Source organism: Nocardioides sp. (assembly GCF_025965415.1).
In the GTDB taxonomy this organism is placed as follows: Bacteria; Actinomycetota; Actinomycetes; order Propionibacteriales; family Nocardioidaceae; genus Nocardioides.
In genome coordinates this window covers 44723-59012 of the sequence record NZ_JAOPWY010000185.1, presented here as the reverse complement: position 1 = coordinate 59012, position 14290 = coordinate 44723, and the positions used below count along the sequence as shown (strand labels likewise).

Here is a 14290-nt window from a genome sequence, read left to right as displayed (position 1 = left end):
GTCGGTGGCGCCGAGGGCCCGCAGCCCGAGGTCGGCGGGGTGGTTGCGGAGCAGGAGCAGGACCAGCGGGATCACGGCCAGGGCGGCGGCCGCGGCCAGCAGCGCCGCCGTACGCCAGCCGTGGTGGGTCGCGAGCCACGCGACGACGGGCAGGAAGATCAGCTGGCCGGTCGCGTTGCCCGCGGTGAGGATGCCGCTGACCAGGCCGCGGCGCGCGACGAACCAGCGACTCGTGATCGTCGCGACGAAAGCCATCGACATCGAGCCGGTGCCCAGGCCCACCAGCAGGCCCCAGCACAGGATCAGCTGCCAGGGCTCGGACATGAAGACGGTCAGCCCGCTGCCGACGGAGACCATGAGGAGCGCGAAGGTGACGACCGGGCGGACGCCGAAGCGGTCCATCAGCGCCGCCGCGAACGGCGACATCAGGCCGAAGAGCATCAGGTTGAGCGACACCGCCGAGCCGATCAGGCCGTGGGACCAGCCGAACTCCTCGTGCAGGGGCTCGATCAGCACGCCGGGCACGGAGCGGAAGGCCGCGGCGCCGACGAGGGTCACGAACGCGACGGCCGCGACGACCCAGGCCCAGTGCAGGCCCTCGGGGCGGCCCGCGGGTCCCGGGGATGCGGGCGTGGAGGCGCTGGTCGTCGTCACGCGGACCAGTGTGGTGCACCGCCGTCACCGTCCACGAGTGGCCGAAATGCCAACATGTGCAAGGATTCGGCCATGCACTCACCGCACCGCGTCGTCGTGCTCGCGATCCCCCCGGTGATCGGCTACGACCTGACGATTCCGCCGCAGGTCCTCGGCGAGGCCGTGGACGACGACGGCCGCCTGCTCTACGACGTCCGGGTCGTCAGCGTCGACGGTGCCCCGGTGACCGCGACCCGGGGCTACGCCATCGCCCCCTCGGCCGGGCCCGAGGCCCTCGTCACCGCCGAGACCGTCATCGTCCCCGGCACCCAGGTCGCGGGTCCGCGCCGCGAGGGCACGCTCCCCGACGACCTTCGTGCCGCGCTCGCGTCCGTGCCCGCCGGCGCGCGGTGGGTCTCCATCTGCACCGGGGCCTTCGTGCTCGCCGCGGCCGGGATCCTCGACGGGCACCGTGCGACGACCCACTGGAAGTACGCCGACGACTTCCGCCGCCTCTACCCCGCCGCCGCGCTCGACGAGGACGTCCTCTTCACCGACGACGGCCGGGTGCTGACGTCGGCGGGGCTCAGCGCCGGCATCGACCTCTGCCTGCACCTCGTGCGCCGCGACCACGGCACCGCCGTCGCCAACGCGGTCGCCCGCCACATGGTCGTGCCGCCCTGGCGCGACGGCGGCCAGGCGCAGTTCATCGAGCGCCACGTGCCGGGCCGCGCGGACGAGACCACCGGCGACGTACGCGCCTGGGCCCAGGCCCACCTCCACCGCCCGCTCGACGTGACGACCCTGGCACTGCAGGCGTCGATGAGCGTGCGCACCTTCACCCGCCGCTTCCGCGAGGAGACCGGTCAGTCCCCCGGAGCGTGGGTCGCCCAGCAGCGGGTCCGCCACGCCCAGCACCTGCTCGAGTCCACCGACCTGCCGGTGGACCAGGTCGCGGCGCAGGCCGGGATGGGCACCGCCGCGTCGCTGCGCCAGCACCTGCGGGCGAGTGTCGGGGTCTCGCCCTCGGCCTATCGGCGTACGTTCCGGGGCTGAGGTCTACGGACTTCGACGCGCTCGTTCCTCGCGTGGTCCTACGCGTGATGTCGGTGGTCGCCCCCATGCTGGATCCATGGACACCTTCCCCCTCCTGCTGGTCCTGGCCCTGGTGCTCGCGATCGGTCTCGCGCTGGGCGCACTGATCGGTGTGCTCTGGGCGCGCAGCCGCTCCGCCGACGACCCGGCCATGGCGGCCCTGCAGCAGCGCGTGGCCGAGCACGCCGTCGTCCAGGACGGCCTCGACCGGCTCCAGGACCAGCTCAGCGACCTCGCGCACGACCGGGTCGCCTGGCAGGCCCAGCTCCACCAGCAGGTGGCCGACATGCGCCACTCCACCGAGACCCTGCGGCGCGAGACCACCACCCTCGCGACGGCGCTGCGCAAGCCGCAGGTGCGCGGGCAGTGGGGCGAGCTGCACCTGCGCCGCACCGTCGAGCTCGCCGGCCTCGTCGACCACTGCGACTTCGCCGAGCAGGTCCGCATCGACGACGGGCGGCTGCGCCCCGACCTGGTGGTCACGCTCGCCGGCGGCCGCACGATCGCCGTCGACGCCAAGGCGCCGCTGGCGGCCTTCCTCGACCTGACCGGCTCCGACGACCCGGCCGAGCACGACGGGGCCCTCACCAGGCTCGGCGAGCACATGCGCACGCACATCGGCGACCTCGGCTCCCGGCGCTACTGGGAGGCGCTGCCGGGCACGCCCGAGTTCGTGGTGCTGTTCGTGCCGGGTGAGGCGATCCTCCAGGCCGCGCTGCAAGCCGTGCCCGACCTCGTCGAGCAGGCAGCCGCCAAGAACGTCGTCCTCGCCACCCCGTCGACGCTGATCGCGCTGCTGCGCACCGTCGCCCAGGGCTGGCAGCACGAGGTCCTCAACGCCCAGGCCCACGAGGTGCAGCGGCTGGGGCAGGAGCTGCACGCGCGCCTGGCCTCGATGTCCGGCCACCTCGACCGGGTCGGTCGCTCGCTCAACGCCAGCGTGGTGGCCTACAACCAGGCGATGGGCTCGCTCGAGGGCCGGGTGCTGGTCTCCGCGCGCCGCTTCGCCGACCTCGGCGTGACCTCCGAGCCGCTCGCCGAGCCACGCCAGGTCGAGACCGTCCCGCGGTCCCTGGCCGCCCCCGAGCTGACCGCCACCGAGCTGACCGCCCTCGACGGCCTCGGGAGCATCACTGACGACCCCACGCTCGACGACCTGCTCGCCCAGCAGGCGGATCACCCTCCGGCGCGCCGCGCCGAGGGTGCCTGAGGTCGGTCCTAGGTTGAGGGACGTGACTCAGGCGGAGGCGTTCTGGGAGGTCGGGCGCGAGCCCGGCCGGCAGGTGGTGACCCTCGGCATCGCCGTCACGCTCACCGCGGTCACCATCGACGTGCTGCTCGTCGGCCGCCTGACGCTGTTCTTCGACCTGTGCTTCATGGTGCTCTGCCTGGGCCTGGCCGCGCTGGTGCGCCGTCGCGACTTCTTCCTGGTGGCACTGCTGCCGCCGGTGCTGATGACGGCGGTCTTCGGCTTCATCGCCCTGGTCGCCCGCGGCGCGATCGCCGATCCCGCCGACAGCGTCCTGCAGGCCGTCGTCTCGGGCGTCGCCACCCACGGCATCGCCCTGTTCATCGGCTACGCCCTGTGCCTGTGCTGGCTCGCCTGGCGGCTGCACCGCGAGGGCGAGGCCGACATGGCCACCGAGCTGAGTCGCGAGCTCGGCCAGTCCGCCGGCTGAGCCGCCGTCCTCGGACCGTCAGGCCTCGAAGCGCTCGGGATCGCCCGCCCCACGTCGTACGACGACGGGCTCGGCCTCCGACCAGTCGATCACCGTGGTCGGCTCGGCGGTCACCTCGCCGGACTCCACGACGATGTCGACCACGTGGACGAGGTCCTCCTTGATCTCCCAGCCCATCGTCCGCGCCTCGGTCTCGCCGGGCAGGATCAGCGTGCTGGTGAGCATCGGCTCGCCGAGCTCCTCGAGCAGCGCGCAGACGAGCGTGTGGTCGGGGATGCGCACGCCGACGGTGCGCTTCTTGGGGTGCATCAGCCGCTTGGGCACCTCACCGGTCGCCGGGAGGATGAAGGTGTAGGGCCCCGGGGTGGCCGCCTTGATCGCACGGAAGGCGGCGTTGTCGACGTGGACGAACTGCCCGAGCTGGGAGAAGTCCTTGCACATCAAGGTGAAGTGGTGGCGGTCGTCGAGCTCGCGGATCCGGAGGATCCGGTCGCGGCCGGCACGGTTGCCGAGCTGGGCACCGAGGGCGTAGCCGGAGTCGGTCGGGTAGGCGATCAGCTGGTCGTCTCGCAGCGCCTCGACGACCTGGGCGACCAGCCGCGGCTGCGGGTTGTCGGGGTGGATGTCGAGGTAGCGGGCCATCGTGCTCAGGCCCTCTGCGCGGCCCGGAGGTCGCGGCGCAGCTCGGGGGGCAGCGCGAAGATCAGCGACTCCTCCGCCGAGTGGACGGCGCGGGCATCGGGGTAGCCGCGCTCGGACAGGAAGGCCAGCACGCCCTCCACGAGGTCCTCGGGCACCGACGCGCCGGAGGTGACCGAAACGGTGTCGACGCCGTCGAGCCAGGACTCCTCGATCTCGGTGTGGTCGTCCACGAGGTAGGACGCCTTGGCGCCGGCCTCCAGCGCCACCTCGACCAGTCGCACGGAGTTGGACGAGTTGCGCGAGCCCACCACGATCACCAGGTCGGCGGTCGGCGAGATCTCCTTGACCGCGAGCTGGCGGTTCTGGGTGGCGTAGCAGATGTCGTCGCTCGGCGGGTCGAGCAGCAGCGGGAACCTCTCCCGGATCGCGGCGACGGTCTCCAGCGTCTCGTCGACGCTCAGCGTGGTCTGCGAGAGCCAGGCGACCTTCGCGGGGTCGCGTACGACGATGCCCGCGACGTCGTCGGGGCTCTGGACCAGCTGGATGTGGTCGGGCGCCTCGCCGGCGGTGCCCTCGACCTCCTCGTGGCCCGCGTGGCCGATGAGCAGGATGTCGTAGTCGTCGCTGGCGAAGCGCCGAGCCTCGTGGTGGACCTTGGTGACGAGCGGGCAGGTGGCGTCGATGGTCTTGAGGCCGCGGTCGGCGGCCTGGGCGTGCACGGCCGGCGAGACGCCGTGCGCGGAGAAGACGACGGTCCGGCCCTCGGGCACCTCGTCGAGCTCCTCGACGAAGATCGCGCCGCGCGACTCGAGGTTGGCCACCACGTGCTTGTTGTGGACGATCTGCTTGCGGACGTAGACCGGCGCGCCGTAGAGGTCGAGCGCCTTCTCGACGGTGATCACGGCCCGGTCCACGCCGGCGCAGTAGCCACGCGGGGCCGCCAGCAGCACGTTCTTCGCGCTCTCGGGGTCGAGGACGGGAGGAAGGCCGAGGTCGGTGGCGCCGGCCTGAGCAGACGACGCGCCAGCGGCGTCGTGTCGAAGGGTCATGGGGGCGAGTCTACGGGCCGGGCCACCGGCGTCGGTCGCCTCGCCTATCCTCGCCGCGTGCCCTCCCTCCGCGACGCCACGGCCGAGTCCCCGGCCCCGGTGCGCGCCGTCGCCAATGCGGTCACGCAGTGGATCGACAGGCTCGGCTCAGTGTGGGTCGAGGGGCAGATCGCCCAGGTCAACCGCCGTCCGGGCGTCAACACGGTCTTCATGACGCTGCGCGACACCGTCGCCGACATCTCGGTGACCCTCACCTGCGCGCGGTCGCTGTTCGACTCGATGAACCCGCCCCTGGTCGAGGGCGCCAGCGTGGTGGTGCACGCGCGACCGAGCTTCTACGCCAACCGCGGCTCCTTCTCGCTGGCCGCGCGCGAGATCAGGATGGTCGGCATCGGCGAGCTCCTGGCGCGGTTGGAGCGCCGCCGCCAGCTGCTCGCCGCCGAGGGCCTCTTCGCCCCGGAGCTCAAGCGCGACCTCCCGTTCCTGCCCGGTCGGGTCGGCCTGGTCACCGCCCCCAACAGCGCCGCCGAGCGCGACGTCCTGGAGAACGCGCGGCGTCGCTGGCCGGCCGTGCGGTTCGAGGTGGCCTACGCCGCGATGCAGGGCCAGCGCTCCGCGGCCGAGGTGATCGAGGCGCTGCAGAAGCTCGAGCGCAACGCCGAGGTCGACGTCATCGTGGTGGCGCGCGGAGGCGGGTCGATCGAGGACCTGCTGCCGTTCTCCGACGAGGCGTTGGTCCGCGTCGTCCACGCACTCCGCACGCCGGTCGTCTCCGCGATCGGCCACGAGCCAGACCAGCCGCTGCTCGACCTCGTCGCCGACGTCCGCGCCTCGACCCCCACCGACGCCGCCAAGCTGGTCGTGCCCGACATCGCCGAGGAGGCCCACGGCGTGACCTGGGCGCGCGACCGGTTGCGCCAGGTCATCACCCAGCGCATCGCGCGCGAGCAGGAGTGGCTCGCCCAGGTCCGGTCGCGGCCCGCGATGGCCGACCCGCGCAACCTGCTCACCGCGCGCTCCGACGAGCTCGACGAGCTGCTGGCGCGCGCCCGCCGCACGCTCTCCCACCGCCTCGACCGCGCCGCCGACGACATCGGCCACCAGCGCGCGAGGGCGCAGGCGCTCTCGCCGCTGGCCACGCTCCAGCGGGGGTACGCCGTCCTCCAGGATGCCGACGGCCACGTCGTCACCTCGGTCGCGCAGGCCGCGGCGGGTGCCGCCGTCTCCGTGCGGGTGGCCGACGGCCGCATCCACGCCACCACCGACCGCGTCGAGCCGGACGCCCTCACCCCCGACCACCCGCAGGAGGACCCCGATGACTGACGCCCCCAGCTATGAAGAGGCACGCGAGGAGCTCATCGAGGTGGTCCGCACCCTCGAGGCCGGTGGCACCACGCTCGAGGAGTCGCTCGCGCTGTGGGAGCGCGGCGAGGCGCTCGCCAAGGTCTGCCAGGAGTGGCTCGACGGCGCCCGCAAGCGGCTCGACGAGGCGATCGGTCCCGAGTCCGAGGACTGATCAGCTGATCAGCGGGTGAGCAGCCCGAGGTAGGTCTCGAGGTCAGCGACCGGCGCGGAGCCGTAGACCAGCACCGACTCGTCGCCGATCTCGGTGGCGTAGCCGTGGTCCCCGCCGCTGTCGGAGAAGGTCTGCCACGTGTCGGTGACCGCCGACGGGATGCTCGCATCGTCGCCGGCCTCGGCCTCCTCGTCGACGTACTGCTCGACCAGGTCGCCGATCGAGGCGTCCTCCTGGCGGATGCCGACGAAGTCGCCGTCCTCGGTCAGCACCCCGAGGCCCCACCGGGGCTCGTCGCCGGCCCGAAGGTCCACGCTGGTCGCCGTCCAGCCGGCGGGGAGCTCGCGCGGGTGCACGACCCGCAGGTCTGCCTCGTCGGCGAGCGCCACGCTGGCCTGCCAGTCGACGGCCACCGGGGTGTCGTCGGCGTCGCCTCGGAAGAGCCCGCGCCAGAGCACGAAGGCCAGCACGAAGAGCACCGTCACGATCAGCGCGCCGATCATGCCGCTGAAGGAGCGGGTGTACCGGCTCGGCTGCTCACTCACGCGGCCCATCCTCCCAGCCGCCCGATAGTCCGCATCACATGGCTCTGTCCCAGGGCCCAGGCGGGAGCCAATTGATGCGGACTACCGAGCCAGGGGACGGGACGGTGAAACCGCAGGTTCGGAGGCAGGGACACCAGACAACCGCAGGTGCGGCATACTGACGCCGTGATCACCTACCGAATCGCGGAAGCGGCCGAGATCCTGGCCGTCAGCGACGACACCGTGCGCCGCTGGGTGGACGCCGGGCGGATCCCCTCGCAGCGCACCGAGGGCCGCACGACCGTCTCCGGTCCGGACCTCGCGGCGTTCGCCGAGCACCTCGCCGAGTCCGGCGAGGTCGCCGAGCGCGACCGCACGCGGGCCAGCACGGTCAGCGCGCGCAACCGGATGAGCGGGATCGTCACCCGGGTCAAGCGCGACCAGGTGATGGCGCAGGTGGAGATGATCTGCGGCCCCTACCGGGTGGTGTCGCTGATGAGCAGCGACGCCGCCGAGGAGCTCGGCCTGGAGCCGGGCGTGCGCGCCATCGCCAGCGTGAAGTCGACCAACGTCATCGTGGAGGTCCCGTCGTGAGGCACACCCTGAAGGCCACCCTCGTGTCCCTCGTCCTCGTGCTGCCGCTCGCCGGCTGCGGGGGCGGCGACGCGGGGTCGGCCGACGAGGCCGACGCCGGCACCCTCACCGTCCTCGCGGCCGCGTCGCTGACCGACGTCTTCGAACAGCTCGCGACCCCGTTCGAGGAGGAGCACGGGGTGGACGTGACCTTCTCCTTCGGTTCCAGCACCGACCTTGCCGAGCAGGTCGCCGACGGTGCCCCGGGCGACGTCCTCGCCACCGCCGACTCCACCTCGATGGGCCTCGCCGAGGACGCCGGTGTCACCGGTGACGTCGAGACCTTCGCGACCAACGTCCTCACGATCGTCGTACCCAAGGGCAACCCCGCCGGCATCGGCTCGCTCGACGACCTGACCGACACCACCTGGGTCCGGTGCGCCGACGAGGTCCCCTGCGGCAAGGTCGCGCTCGCGGTGCTCGAGGCCACCGGGATCACCGCCGATCCGGTCAGCCTCGAGGAGGACGTGCGCGCCACCCTCGACAAGGTGATCTCCGGCGAGGCGGACGCCGGGCTGGTGTACGCCACGGACGCGGTGGCGGCCGGTGACGAGGTCGAGGCGGTGGAGATCCCCGGCGCCGAGGAGAACCTGACGTCCTACTACGCCGCGACGCTGGAGCAGTCCCAGGACGCCGACCTTGCCGCAGACTGGGTCGCGTGGGTGACGTCGCCGGAGGGCCGGGCGATCCTCGCGGACGCCGGTTTCGGCAGCCCGTGAGGGACCGGCTCGGTCGGCCGCCCGCCCTGCTGATGGTGCCGGCGGCCCTGGCCGCGCTGCTCCTGCTCGTGCCGCTGGTGGCGATGGTCGCCAGCACCCACTGGCGCGAGCTCCCCGAGCACCTGACCTCGCGTGCGGCGCTCGACGCGCTGCGCCTCTCGCTGGTGACGTCGACGGCGGCCATCGTCTTCTGCCTCCTGCTCGGCCTCCCCCTGGCCTGGCTGCTGGCGCGCGTCGACTTCCGGGGACGGGGCGCTCTACGTGCGCTCGTGACGGTGCCCCTGGTGCTGCCGCCGGTGGTGGCCGGGGTGGCGCTGCGCAGCGCTTTCGGACGTACGGGCCTGCTCGGCGAGCCGCTGCTCGACTGGACCGGCTTCGCGTTCCCCTTCACCACGTGGGGCGTCGTCCTGGCCCACGTCTTCGTCTCGATGCCCTTCGTCGTCATCGCGATCGAGGGGGCGCTGCGCTCCGCGGACCCGAGGTACGACGACGCTGCCGCGACGCTGGGCGCGACCCGCTGGACGACCTTCCGGAGGGTCACCGTGCCCCTGGCCGTGCCCGGCGTGGTCGCGGGGACCGTGCTGGGCTGGGCGAGGTCGCTGGGCGAGTTCGGCGCGACGATCACCTTCAACGGCAACTACCCCGGCACGACGCAGACGATGCCGACGCTGATCTACGTCACCCGGCAGGCCGACCAGGACGCCGCGCTCTCGTTGAGCCTGGTGATGCTGCTCGTCTCGATCGGCGTGCTGGTGGCGCTGCGCGACCACTGGATGGGGACCCCGTGAAGGCCCCGGGCACCGCGACCGACCAGCTCGTGGCCGACCTCCGGGTCGCCGACCGGGTGCACGCCGCCTTCACCGTCGAGCCGGGCGAGGTGCTGGCGGTCATCGGCCCCAACGGCGCCGGCAAGAGCTCCCTCCTCCACGCGCTGGCCGGCCTGGTGGACGTCGAGGGCCACGCCCACCTGCGCGGCACCGACCTGCTGGCCGTGCCGGTCCGCGAGCGCCGCGTCGGGCTGGTGTTCCAGGGACAGCTGCTCTTCCCGCACCTGAGCGCGCTCGACAACGTCGCCTTCGGCCTGCGCGCCCGTGGCGTCAAGCGGGCTCCGGCCGAGGCCGTGGCCCGCGAGTGGCTCGAGCGCTTCGGCATCCCCGATCTCGCCCACCGCAAGCCGCGCGAGCTCTCGGGCGGGCAGGCCCAGCGCGTCGCGATCGCGCGGGCACTCGCCACCGACCCCGACGTGCTGCTGCTCGACGAGCCGTTCACGGGCCTCGACGTGTCGGTCCAGATGGCGCTGCGCATCGAGCTGGGCCAGCACCTGCGCGACTTCCCGGGCATCGCGCTGCTGGTCACCCACGACGCGATCGACGCGCTGACCCTGGCCGACCGGGTGCTGGTGCTGGACGACGGCGAGGTGGCGCAGGTGGGCCCACCGGCCGAGGTGGCCGCGGAGCCCCGCACGCCCCACGTCGCGCGCCTCGTCGGCCTCAACCTGGTCACCGACGGCGAGGACCTGATCGCGTTCACGCCCGACGCCGTCGTCGTCTCCCTGTCCGAGCCCGAGGGGTCGAGCCGGCTGCGCTGGCGCGGCCCGATCGCCACGCTGGCGCCGCACGGCGACGCCGTACGCCTGCTGGTGCACGCCTCCCCCGACCTGCTCGCCGACCTCACCCCCGCCGCGGCCACCGAGCTCGCCCTGGTGCCCGGCCGCGAGGTCTGGCTCTCGACCAAGGCGACGGCCGTGAGCCGCTACGGAGCACGCGGCGGGACGGACCACACCGGCCGCTAGCATGCGCACCATGAGCACCAGCGACCTCAAGCCCGATCGCAACCTCGCCCTCGAGCTGGTGCGGGTCACCGAGTCGGCCGCGATGGCGGCCGGGCGCTGGGTGGGTCGCGGCGACAAGAACGACGCCGACGGCGTCGCGGTCGAGGCGATGCGCGTGATGATCTCCTCGATCGGCATGCGCGGCACGGTCGTCATCGGCGAGGGCGAGAAGGACAACGCCCCGATGCTCTTCAACGGCGAGGAGGTCGGCAACGGCACCGGTCCGGAGTGCGACGTCGCGGTCGACCCGATCGACGGCACCACCCTCACCGCGAAGGGCATGAACAACGCGATCTCGGTGCTCGCCGTCTCGCCGCGCGGCTCGATGTACGACCCCAGCGCGGTCTTCTACATGGACAAGCTGGTCACCGGCCCCGAGGCCGCCGACCACGTCGACATCCGGCTGCCGGTGAAGGAGAACATCGCCCGCGTGGCGAAGGCCAAGGGGCTCTCGATCCACGACGTGACCGTCGTGCTGCTCGACCGGCCGCGCCATGCCCGCCTCGTCGAGGACATCCGCGAGACCGGGGCGCGCATCAAGTACATCACCGACGGCGACGTGGCCGGCGCGATCATGGCGGCCCGCCCCGACACCGGTGTGGACCTGATGCTCGGGGTCGGCGGCACCCCGGAGGGCATCATCGCGGCCTGCGCGATGAAGTGCGTCGGCGGCAAGATCCAGGGTCGGCTGTGGCCCCAGGACGACGACGAGCGCCAGCGCGCCCTCGACGCCGGCCACAACCTCGACGCCGACTTCGTGCTCGGCACCGACGACCTGGTCACCGGTGACGACGCCTTCTTCGTGGCCACCGGCATCACCGACGGCGAGCTGATGCGCGGCGTGCGCTACCGCGGCGACGGAGCGACGACGCACTCGCTGGTGATGCGCTCGCGCAGCGGCACGGTGCGCTCGATCACCGCCGAGCACCGGCTCTCGAAGCTACGCGATCTCTCCACGATCGACCTCGACGGCTGACACCACCGGCACAGCCGGTCGCAGCGCCGCCGAGACCGCGGCGATGACGACGGGGTCGAACGCCATCCCGACGTGGGACGAGCGCACCTCGACCGGGCGGGCGGCCGGGTCGATGCATGCGCGCCAGTCGACGATGCCGTCGCGGCGGGAGTAGATCGCGGTGAAGTCGACGCCGGCGGGCAGGGCGGCCCGGGCCTGGTCGAAGCTCTCCTGGGCACAGCGCCCGGCGACGCAGTCCTCGGCCATCAGGTTGCGCATCCCCGCACGGTTGAGGCGCACCAGCAGGTCGACGCTGCGCGCGAGCGAGGCGTGGTGGGCGCCGGGCGCCAGCATCGGGCTGCCCAGGGTGACGATGCCCGCGACGAGGTCGGGACGACGGGCGGCTACGCCACGCGCCAGCATCCCGCCGAGGCTGTGGCCGACGATCCGCACCCGCGACCCGCGGCGCTGGGCGATCTCCTCGAGGCGCTCCTCCAGCTGGGCGGCCGCGGCGAGCGTGCACCCGACGTTGGCGCGGATGTCGGCGCGGTAGGTGCGGAAGCCCTGGCGGCGCAGGGTCCGGCTCATCGGTCCGAGCGAGGAGTCGCCGGCCAGGAAGCCGGGGACCAGCAGCACGGGCTCGGCGGCGCGGACGGGGTGCCCGCCATAGGGCGTACGGCGTCGTGTGCCGCGCGAGCTGAGGGCCTGGAGCGCGTAGCGACCAGCCTCGGTGACCAGCGATCCCTCGCGCAGCACGGCTCTCGCCGAGGGCTGGGAGAAGCCCTCAGGCGTCAGGAAAGCCGCCACTGTGCGCTGGGTCACAATCATCGAACCTAGCCCAGAGCCCCTACGGAATGGGGGACGTCGCTCACTTTGCATTCTTTTGGGGATGCCCGTCGTGTTCACTGGAGGCATGCCAACCGACGGAAGATCAGCTCGTCGAGCCACCACGGAGGCGCCGGTCGTCTCGGACGAGCTCCTCGCGCCCGTGGGCAACGAGGTCGAGCTCTGCTACCAGACCTTCGGCGACCCGGACGGGGAGCCGCTGCTGCTCGTGATGGGCCTCGGCGGCCCGATGACCTGGTGGGACCCCGACCTGTGCCGGATGCTGGCGGCGGAGGGCTTCTACGTCATCCGCTACGACAACCGCGACTCCGGCCGGGCGACCAGGATCCGCGCGCGGGTGACCCGGGGCCAGCTGGTCCGGGCCTTCAGCGGCCGCCGGGCCAAGGCGCCGTACTCGATGAGCGACCTGGCCGGTGACGCGGTCGCGCTGCTCGACCACCTCGGCCTGGAGTCGGCCCACGTCGCGGGCATCTCGATGGGCGGCATGATCGTGCAGACCGTCGCGGTCGAGCACCCGCGCCGGGTGCGGTCGCTGACCAGCATCATGTCGACGACCGGCCGGCGCACGGTGGGCTGGCAGGACCCGCGTCTGCTCCCCTCGCTCATCGCCCCACGCAAGCCGGGACGCGAGTCGTACGTCGAGACCAGCGTGGCGTTCTGGGACGTCATCGGCTCCCCCGACTACCCGGCCGACCGCGAGCGGCTGGCCGAGCGGGCCGGCGAGACCTTCGACCGCGGCTACAGCGCGAGCGGGATGATGCGCCAGATGATGGCGATCCTCACGCAGCCCGACCGCACCCCGCGGCTGCGCAGCCTGCGCGTGCCGGCCCTCGTCGTGCACGGCACGGCCGACAAGATGGTCCACGTCAGCGGTGGTCGCTCGACGGCGGCCGCGATCCCCGGCGCCGAGCTGCTGCTGGTCGACGGGATGGGCCACGACCTGCCGCCGGCGCTCTTCGAGAGCTTCGTCGAGGCGATCGCGCGCACCGCCGACCGGGCGTCCTAGCCTCCTCGTTGCGCCCCCCGGTCACCCGGGGAGACCAACGACCCGGGCACCGTCCTGCGGGGCGGCGGTGAAGAGCGCGGGCTCCCCGAACCCGGCGTCCGCGAAGGCGCGGCGTACGGCGTCGCCCGCCGCGGCCTCGTCCCTCTCGGGCACCAGGGCGATGACGCACCCGCCGAACCCGCCACCGGTCATCCGCGCGCCCAGCGCGCCGGCGCCGAGCAGCGCGTCGACCGCGGTGTCGACCTCGGGCACGGTGATCCGGAAGTCGTCGCGCATCGAGCGGTGGGACGCGGTCAGGGCGGGCCCGATCTCCGGGAGCCTCCCGGCGTCGAGCAGGCGCGCCACGTCGAGGACGCGCGCGTCCTCGGTCACGACGTGGCGGACGTAGCGCCGGAGCTCGTCGTCGTCGAGCCGGGCCAGGGCCGCGTCGAGGTCGGCCTCCGTGACGTGGCGCAGGGCCGGCACGCCGAGCTGTCGTGCCGCCTCCTCGCAGCCGCGCCGGCGGGCGCCGTACTCCCCGTCGGAGTGCCGGTGCGGCGCCCGCGTGTCGGCGACGAGCACGACCAGGCCCGAGCCGGCGAGGTCGAGCGGCACGGGCCGCGTCTCGTGGCTGCGCATGTCGCACAGCAACACGTGGCCGGCGCGCCCGCGCAGGCTCACCAGCTGGTCCATCCCGCCCGTCGGGGCTCCCACCGCGTCGTTCTCCACGTCACGGGTGAGCGCGAAGATCGCGTCGTCGTCGAGGCCCAGGCCCAGGTGGTCGTCGAGGGCCCGGACGACCGAGCAGACGAGCGCCGCCGAGGACGACAGCCCGGCTCCCGTCGGCACGTCGGAGTCGACGACGACCTCGAGGGGCGGCACGTCGGTCCCCCGGTCCGTCAGCAGCCACAGGGCCCCGAGCACGTAGCGCGACCACTCCGCCACCTCGTCGGCGTCGGCCAGCCCGGAGCGGCGTACGACGACGGGCTCCGGCTCCTGCACCGAACGCACCGACCAGCCGTCCGAACCCGGCGACACGGTCGCCGTGCAGCCGACCTCGAGGGCGAAGGGCAGCACGAAGCCGTCGTTGTAGTCGGTGTGCTCACCGATCAGGTTGATCCGGCCGGGGGCGAACCAGCGCGTCACAGATTGCTCCTTCGCCGGGTGGATCGGAGGGGTGGGC

17 protein-coding genes are annotated in these 14290 nt (G+C 73.1%); 11 read left to right on the top strand and 6 right to left on the bottom strand.

Annotated elements, in window-relative coordinates; all coding sequences use genetic code 11:
- Positions 1–654 (bottom strand): MFS transporter (locus JWN97_RS19390; protein ID WP_297626798.1); only part of this gene is annotated, 654 nt, incomplete at its 3' end.
- A 72-nt stretch (positions 655–726) separates the two neighbouring features.
- Between JWN97_RS19390 and JWN97_RS19385 the strand changes: the two genes are divergently transcribed.
- The 3 genes from JWN97_RS19385 (at position 727) to JWN97_RS19375 (ending at position 3407) form a co-directional block, all read left to right on the top strand.
- A complete protein-coding gene (locus JWN97_RS19385) occupies positions 727–1689 on the top strand; it encodes a helix-turn-helix domain-containing protein (protein WP_297626795.1) in 963 nt (320 codons plus the stop codon).
- 76 nt (positions 1690–1765) lie between these two features.
- The gene (locus JWN97_RS19380) at positions 1766–2938 is read left to right on the top strand and encodes a DNA recombination protein RmuC (RefSeq protein WP_297626792.1); all 1173 of its coding nucleotides are present in this window, start codon (positions 1766–1768) and stop codon (positions 2936–2938) included.
- A 22-nt stretch (positions 2939–2960) separates the two neighbouring features.
- Complete coding sequence (locus JWN97_RS19375; RefSeq protein ID WP_297626789.1) at positions 2961–3407, top strand: DUF6542 domain-containing protein; 447 nt, start codon at positions 2961–2963, stop codon at positions 3405–3407.
- Positions 3408–3425: 18 nt separating this feature from the next.
- On the opposite strand, the gene JWN97_RS19370 is transcribed toward JWN97_RS19375, so the two are convergent.
- A complete protein-coding gene (locus JWN97_RS19370; RefSeq protein ID WP_297626786.1) occupies positions 3426–4049 on the bottom strand; it encodes an L-threonylcarbamoyladenylate synthase in 624 nt (207 codons plus the stop codon).
- Between the two features lie 5 nt (positions 4050–4054).
- On the bottom strand, positions 4055–5098 hold the full coding sequence (locus tag JWN97_RS19365) for a 4-hydroxy-3-methylbut-2-enyl diphosphate reductase (protein ID WP_297626783.1): 1044 nt from the start codon (positions 5096–5098) through the stop codon (positions 4055–4057).
- 57 nt (positions 5099–5155) lie between these two features.
- Between JWN97_RS19365 and xseA the strand changes: the two genes are divergently transcribed.
- Together xseA and JWN97_RS19355 are read left to right on the top strand one after the other, a co-directional pair.
- On the top strand, positions 5156–6421 hold the full coding sequence (xseA, locus tag JWN97_RS19360; RefSeq protein WP_297626780.1) for an exodeoxyribonuclease VII large subunit: 1266 nt from the start codon (positions 5156–5158) through the stop codon (positions 6419–6421).
- A complete protein-coding gene (locus JWN97_RS19355) occupies positions 6414–6614 on the top strand; it encodes an exodeoxyribonuclease VII small subunit (protein WP_297626777.1) in 201 nt (66 codons plus the stop codon). The genes xseA and JWN97_RS19355 overlap by 8 nt, the downstream gene beginning before the upstream one ends.
- A gap of 8 nt (positions 6615–6622) precedes the next feature.
- Here the strand turns inward: JWN97_RS19355 and JWN97_RS19350 are convergent, their stop codons facing one another.
- Positions 6623–7159: a DUF4245 domain-containing protein gene (locus tag JWN97_RS19350; protein ID WP_297626774.1), complete on the bottom strand. Its 537-nt coding sequence runs from the start codon at positions 7157–7159 to the stop codon at positions 6623–6625.
- 165 nt (positions 7160–7324) lie between these two features.
- Between JWN97_RS19350 and JWN97_RS19345 the strand changes: the two genes are divergently transcribed.
- From JWN97_RS19345 to glpX, 5 genes are read left to right on the top strand one after another with little or no spacing between them, the layout of a single operon-like run.
- Positions 7325–7732, top strand: coding sequence for a helix-turn-helix transcriptional regulator (locus tag JWN97_RS19345; RefSeq protein ID WP_297626769.1), 408 nt, complete (start codon positions 7325–7327; stop codon positions 7730–7732).
- Positions 7729–8490: a molybdate ABC transporter substrate-binding protein gene (modA, locus tag JWN97_RS19340; protein WP_297626766.1), complete on the top strand. Its 762-nt coding sequence runs from the start codon at positions 7729–7731 to the stop codon at positions 8488–8490. Before JWN97_RS19345 ends, modA begins: the two co-directional genes overlap by 4 nt.
- Entirely contained in the window at positions 8487–9278 is a 792-nt protein-coding gene (locus JWN97_RS19335; protein ID WP_297626763.1) for an ABC transporter permease, read from the top strand. Before modA ends, JWN97_RS19335 begins: the two co-directional genes overlap by 4 nt.
- Positions 9275–10282 (top strand): ABC transporter ATP-binding protein, encoded by a 1008-nt coding sequence (locus tag JWN97_RS19330; RefSeq protein ID WP_297626760.1) that lies wholly within the window; start codon positions 9275–9277, stop codon positions 10280–10282. The genes JWN97_RS19335 and JWN97_RS19330 overlap by 4 nt, the downstream gene beginning before the upstream one ends.
- 10 nt (positions 10283–10292) lie before the next feature.
- The gene (gene glpX / locus JWN97_RS19325) at positions 10293–11297 is read left to right on the top strand and encodes a class II fructose-bisphosphatase (RefSeq protein WP_297626757.1); all 1005 of its coding nucleotides are present in this window, start codon (positions 10293–10295) and stop codon (positions 11295–11297) included.
- On the opposite strand, the gene JWN97_RS19320 is transcribed toward glpX, so the two are convergent.
- Positions 11262–12098 (bottom strand): alpha/beta fold hydrolase, encoded by an 837-nt coding sequence (locus tag JWN97_RS19320; protein ID WP_297626754.1) that lies wholly within the window; start codon positions 12096–12098, stop codon positions 11262–11264. The two genes, glpX and JWN97_RS19320, sit on opposite strands and share 36 nt — an antisense overlap.
- A 91-nt stretch (positions 12099–12189) precedes the next feature.
- Here JWN97_RS19320 and JWN97_RS19315 point away from each other — a divergent pair, with 91 nt between their 5' ends.
- On the top strand, positions 12190–13128 hold the full coding sequence (locus JWN97_RS19315) for an alpha/beta fold hydrolase (protein WP_297626744.1): 939 nt from the start codon (positions 12190–12192) through the stop codon (positions 13126–13128).
- A 21-nt stretch (positions 13129–13149) separates the two neighbouring features.
- Here JWN97_RS19315 and galK read toward each other — a convergent pair whose 3' ends face one another.
- Positions 13150–14253 carry a galactokinase gene (gene galK / locus JWN97_RS19310; protein WP_297626732.1) on the bottom strand — a complete coding sequence of 368 codons (1104 nt, stop codon included), beginning with the start codon at positions 14251–14253 and terminating at the stop codon, positions 13150–13152.
- Positions 14254–14290 lie beyond the last annotated feature (37 nt).

Bases quoted from the DNA above. Each gene is read 5' to 3' on its own strand.
- JWN97_RS19355 (WP_297626777.1), top strand. From the start codon at position 6,414: ATGACTGACGCCCCCAGCTATGAAGAGGCACGCGAGGAGCTCATCGAG.
- JWN97_RS19315 (WP_297626744.1), top strand. From the start codon at position 12,190: ATGCCAACCGACGGAAGATCAGCTCGTCGAGCCACCACGGAGGCGCCG.
- JWN97_RS19370 (WP_297626786.1), bottom strand. From the start codon at position 4,049: ATGGCCCGCTACCTCGACATCCACCCCGACAACCCGCAGCCGCGGCTG.
- glpX (WP_297626757.1), top strand. From the start codon at position 10,293: ATGAGCACCAGCGACCTCAAGCCCGATCGCAACCTCGCCCTCGAGCTG.
- JWN97_RS19365 (WP_297626783.1), bottom strand. From the start codon at position 5,098: ATGACCCTTCGACACGACGCCGCTGGCGCGTCGTCTGCTCAGGCCGGC.
- JWN97_RS19380 (WP_297626792.1), top strand. From the start codon at position 1,766: ATGGACACCTTCCCCCTCCTGCTGGTCCTGGCCCTGGTGCTCGCGATC.
- JWN97_RS19385 (WP_297626795.1), top strand. From the start codon at position 727: ATGCACTCACCGCACCGCGTCGTCGTGCTCGCGATCCCCCCGGTGATC.